Origin of the sequence: Campylobacter concisus, from assembly GCF_002913745.1 — a bacterium.
GTDB lineage: Bacteria > Campylobacterota > Campylobacteria > Campylobacterales > Campylobacteraceae > Campylobacter_A > Campylobacter_A concisus_R.
Genome location: NZ_PPCG01000069.1, coordinates 1 through 5,565 on the forward strand (window position 1 = coordinate 1; position 5,565 = coordinate 5,565).

At 31.6% G+C, this 5,565-nt stretch carries 3 protein-coding genes and 1 pseudogene; all 4 read left to right on the forward strand.

The window, feature by feature from the left end; all coding sequences use genetic code 11:
* Positions 1–966 precede the first annotated feature (966 nt).
* Complete coding sequence (locus tag CYO90_RS08270) at positions 967–2,034, forward strand: ATP-binding protein (protein ID WP_103579154.1); 1,068 nt, start codon at positions 967–969, stop codon at positions 2,032–2,034.
* Entirely contained in the window at positions 2,027–4,261 is a 2,235-nt protein-coding gene (locus CYO90_RS08275; RefSeq protein WP_103579155.1) for a S8 family peptidase, read from the forward strand. Before CYO90_RS08270 ends, CYO90_RS08275 begins: the two co-directional genes overlap by 8 nt.
* An 81-nt stretch (positions 4,262–4,342) precedes the next feature.
* Positions 4,343–4,633 (forward strand): hypothetical protein, encoded by a 291-nt coding sequence (locus tag CYO90_RS08280; protein WP_141090550.1) that lies wholly within the window; start codon positions 4,343–4,345, stop codon positions 4,631–4,633.
* Between the two features lie 84 nt (positions 4,634–4,717).
* Positions 4,718–4,840 (forward strand): annotated as a pseudogene (locus CYO90_RS10670) (hypothetical protein); the annotation flags it as partial.
* Positions 4,841–5,565: the final 725 nt, after the last annotated feature.

The following is a 5,565-nucleotide window of genomic DNA, read 5'->3' on the forward strand; positions in this document are numbered from 1 at the left end:
TTTTTGGCGCATTTGCGATATCTTTCATGCAAAAGATGCCGCATTTTTCGAGCTTTAGTCTAGTTTGCTTACCGATACGCCAAAAGTCACTTAGGGGCTGATGTGTCCAGAGCTGCTTTTTGTAAAGGTGCTCGTCTAAAAAGGAGATAAAAACATGGATTACAAAACAATGAGAGATAAAAATTGAAGATATGGTAAGTAATAACCAGAAGGGCTTTGTTAAGGCGGTTATCAGCATTGAAAAAGGTATCAACGACGAAAGTGCTCTATATAAGCTCTATTAGGCTTATATAGACAATGATACAGTTAATTTGTTGCATGAGAAATTTGACTATATGATTGAAGAATTAAGGGAACAGGGATAGATAAAAGACCTGCCTTATGTTCAAGAGGAGAAAGATATCTTGTCAATATCATTGGAAATATTGGTAAGAAAGGCTGATGTCGTTGAGAGAGAAAACAAGAACGAAGAAGCCTTTAAGGTAGTAAATTTCTCTGTGGCATCTAAAGACGATAAGGTATAAGGTATACCATAATTATTCTGCATACGAGAAAAAGGATGATCTTCAAAAGGATTTTAAGCAAGGGAGTTTTGTTAAAAATCAGAACTTCCATTGATGATAACAGCAAGGAACATAGCAATATCGGAATACTTTCTTCAAAGCTGTTAAAAGTAAAGGAATAGATGAAAGGACAGGAGAAAGAGAAAGAATCCGTTCTTGGAGCTATTAAGAAATATCAGGCGGAAGATAGGTAAAAGCCTAAAGAGAATAAAAAGCCAAAAAAACAAAAAGGTAAGATGATGGTCGGTATGGTCTTAGGACTGCACCGGCTCTTTTTAATTCATGAAGGATCGCCAATATAGCCTTTGATGCAGAAATTAAAAATTTAAATATTTGTCCCATAAATATAGAAATTTGTCCCGGTTTGTGATATAATAATAAAGAAAATAGGAGGTATGGCAATATGAAAAAACAAAATGTTTTGAATTTAATAAAATACCATGCGGAAAGGAATGAAAATTCATTTAGAAATGAGGCAATAGCAATAGCAAGATATTTTGATAGTATAGGAGATTATCAGTTATCCGAATATATTATGGGGTTAATATCTGAATCAAATTTATATTCACCACAAAGTAGTGATTTTGAAAGTGAATTTTTAAAACAAGTAGAAATAAGAAATTTAGAGGCTTTAAATTTACCACTTGAAATAACAGAAGATATAAAAGGCATTATTAACGCTGTAAACCATAATGTAGGTATTAATAAATTTTTATTTGAAGGATTACCCGGAAGTGGAAAAACAGAAGCAGCTAAAAATGTTGCAAGATTATTGAATCGCTCTCTTTTTAGGGTGGATTTTGAAAACTTGATAGATAGCAAGTTGGGACAGACTAATAAAAATATAATAGAAGTATTTAGAGAAATAAATATTCTTCCAAATGCGAATAAGGTTGTAGTTTTATTTGATGAAATTGATGTTATTGCGTTGGATAGAATTAATTCTAATGATATTAGGGAGATGGGTAGAGTAACATCTACAATTTTAAGAGAATTAGACAGATTGACAGACCTTAATAAAGAGATTGTACTTATTGCAACAACTAATCTATATTCAAATTTTGATAAAGCATTAATTAGAAGATTTGATGCTGTTATTAATTTCAATAGGTACAGTGATGAGGATTTAATAGAAGTTGCTGAATATTATTTTTCTTCATTTATTAAGAATTTTAAAGGAATATCCAAGGATACAAGATTGTTTAAAAAAATATTGAAGACGGCAAAGAAAATACCTTATCCAGGAGAGTTAAAAAATATTATAAAAACATCACTTGCGTTTAGTGATGTTGGTTCTGAGCATGATTATTTAAAAAGATTATACAATAGCCTGATAGGAAACTTGGAACAAAAGGATATAAACCAACTTCATGAAGAAGGATTTACGGTAAGAGAAATAGAAAAATTAAAAGGGGAGTCTAAAAGTGCTGTATCAAGAAAGTTAAAGAAGGAGGAAATAGATAGTGAATAATGTCTTGGAATTAAAAGGGAAACGCTTTGTACAAGCACGTAGAAATGGTAATGGTGGTGGTATAGCCATGAATGGACAAGTGGAAGTCAGTACAAATCATTTATTAAGATTGATATCTCAGCTAATCCAGATTAAAGAATTCTGGGATAAAGAAACAAAGCCGTTTGAAGGTATTTTGGTTAGTGTTTACTACAACAAGATTGTTGCTAAAAGTAATAGAATTGCTGGAATTTTTAAAGGAACGGATTCTAATGAAGCAATTGTTGGAGCAAAATTTAATAGAGATAAGAATAAACACATCATCACATATTTTCTTGATGAGCATGATTTAACTAAAAGCATAGAGTTGATTACAGATTCTTCAAATATATTGTTTCAAAAATTTGCAGGTAAGATCAGTAAGAATATATTTGAAGATAAAAATATTGTTAATCCAACAGTTTTTAAAGATTTTTCTGTAAGTATGTCCATATTCAAACAGGTGATTGCAGATGCTTCTTATATAGATTCATTTCGAGTAGAAACACCAACAATTGAAATCAAACAAAGCATTATAACTCTTTACGATGTAAAAAAGGACGCAAAGTCATTATTTGAAATATTAGGGATAGATATTTTAAGCAGCAGAATTTTAGATAATCAAACGGTTTACTTAGATGAAAAGCAAGTGGAAGTACTTTTTGAAAAAGCACCATATCTTGTTTCAATGGCAACCGTTGATTTATCAAGCTTGTCACCAGATGATTTTATAAATGAATATCAAACAAAAATAGCAACCATACCATCTCCAACTATTGAACCGACAATTGGAGTAATAGATACTTTGTTTGATCAAAGAGTTTATTTTAGCGACTGGGTTGAGTATCATGATATGGTCTCAGAAGATATACCAAAAAATCCAAAAGATTATAATCATGGGACGGCAGTATCTTCCATTATTGTTGATGGAGCAAGATTAAATCCCTGGTTAGATGATGGTTGTGGAAGGTTCAAAGTTAGACATTTTGGAGTAGCTGTTGGTGCTGAATTTTCTTCTTTCTCTATAATAAAAAAAATAAAGAGCATTGTAGCAAATAATACAGATATAAAAGTATGGAACATTTCACTTGGTAGTAATCAGGAAATTAATGACAACTTTATTTCTGCTGAAGCTGCAACATTAGATAAAATTCAGTTTGAAAACAATGTAATATTTGTTGTGGCGGGAACAAATAAACCAAGTGCAGATATAGTAAAAATAGGCTCTCCGGCAGATTCTATTAATAGCATAGTTGTAAATTCAGTTACTAAGGATGGGCGGTTTACTAAATATGCTCGTAAAGGATTAGTATTATCTTTCTTTGCAAAGCCTGATGTAAGTTATTATGGTGGCAGTGAGGAAGAGTACATTAGGGTTTGTGAACCTTTAGGGGCCGCGAGTGCTGCTGGTACTTCTTATGCTGCACCTTGGATTGCAAGGAAATTATCTTATTTAATTGATGTGTTAGGACTTAATAGGGAAGTTGCAAAAGCCATGATTATTGATGCTGCAAGAGGTTGGGATGAAAAACCAACTCCTGAAGAAGTTGCCTTATATGGGCATGGAGTTGTACCAATTCATATAAATGACATCATTCAAACAAAAGATGATGAAATAAAATTTGTGGTATCAGACATTAGCGAAAAATGGAATACTTATAGCTACGATTTTCCAGTTCCTCTAAAGGATAATAAGTATCCATATATTGCGAAAGCTACGATGTGTTATTTTCCATTGTGTGATAGATTGCAAGGTGTTGACTATACAAATACAGAATTGAATTTGCATTTTGGTCGAATAGGAGATGATAAAAAAATCAAGGATATTAAGGGCGATAAACAGAATACAGAAGACACATTAGATGGAGAAAGAAATTATCTTTTGGAAGGTGAAGCTAGAAAGCAGTTTAGAAAATGGGATAATGTAAAGTATATCGCAGAGAGCGCTACAAAAAGAATGATACCAAAAGACTCTTATAAAAATAAAAACTGGGGTATGGAAGTAAAGACAAATAATAGATTATCTCCCCAAGATGGCGTAGGGGTTAGGTTTGGTGTTGTTGTAACACTCAAAGAAATGAATGGGATTAATAGAATTGATGAATTTATCAGAAGTTGTATATTAAATGGTTGGCTAGTGAATGTAATTGATATTGTTAATAGAGTAGATGTTCACCAAAAAGTTAATGAAGAGATTGAGTTTGAATAGATACTAAATGACAGTATCAAAGGAGGGTTAGTAGTAAATGATATTCACAGAAGAACAATTAAGAAAATATGCAAAAAACCTTTGAGTGAAACAGAGGAAAATCAATGCAAAAATGCTGTAAGAATGGTGGTTGATGCATTAAAAACTACCGGATTTAATGAAAGTACTTCTATTCAAAAAAAGTATAGTGAGACACCTTCATTTGGAGTGATGATGAAGAGTGATTATGATTATGAGGTTAAAATATTTTTACAAGGATCTTATACAAACAATACTAATGTTAGAAAGCATGGCAATGTAAATATTGTTGCTGTTCAAATAGATCAATTTAGACCAAAATATAGAGTTGATGTTTCTAAAGGTTTTATTTAAAAAGCAAGACTTTTAAAGATATAGTTCAGTCCGCATTAGAAAATAAATTCGGTAATGATGTGAAAATAAAAACCATTTTTACCCAAATCATATAACTGGAAAACTTATAAAGATGTGAATGTGGAATTTTGGAAGAAGCATCAAAAACCTCCCTTGCAAAAGCAACTAAGATGCTTCATAAATAGCATAAAGATATTTTGGGGTTAGCTTAAAAATTTACAAACAAAGAGCTGTTTTCAAAAAACGTATATAGATGAGTCAGGGGCAAAACTCTTGGATCATGCTTCGTAAGTGCCGCTCCGAGCCATTATAACTGGACGATAAAAAGCTTAAGGCTCATCAAAAAATTGCAAGTCAAAATAGCAGAAATAGGATAGTAAGGCGCATTTTACAAAAGCAAAAAAATGCATAATTGACTTAGTTTACATAACTAATCCATATATCCATGAAAGGTTAAAGCTAAATTATACAAGAAAAACTCTTGAGCTGATAAACAGATATGACTTAGGCGTAACGCCCATGGTACAAAAAGTTTGATTTTCCTGATCTATTGAAGCCAAATACTAAAACTATCGGCTTATACAAAAATTTCTACAACTTTTCTCCAAATGCCTTAAAGTTATTACCCCACCCCACTTTTACCATTATGGCCCCTCGATGTATTTTTGTTTGCCTTGATTAAACTATAGTTTGTTTTTGGCGCTCTTAAATATTACTGGAATTAAGCATGATACTTTGCAATGCCTAAGTACCATAGCCACAATGATAAAAATAGTATCTAGGTATAACCTGTCAAAGCAAAATATCCAATGATAAAACAGACTAACATAGAATGTTCTAGAATATTAAATAAATTAAAAAATAAGAAACTTGGGCTACCTTTTAAAACCTTAAATATTGAAATATAGTATTTTATGGAGTTTTGTATGGTG

Coding starts and splice junctions, on each gene's coding strand:
- CYO90_RS08270 (WP_103579154.1), top strand. CDS start 967: ATGAAAAAACAAAATGTTTTGAATTTAATAAAATACCATGCGGAAAGG.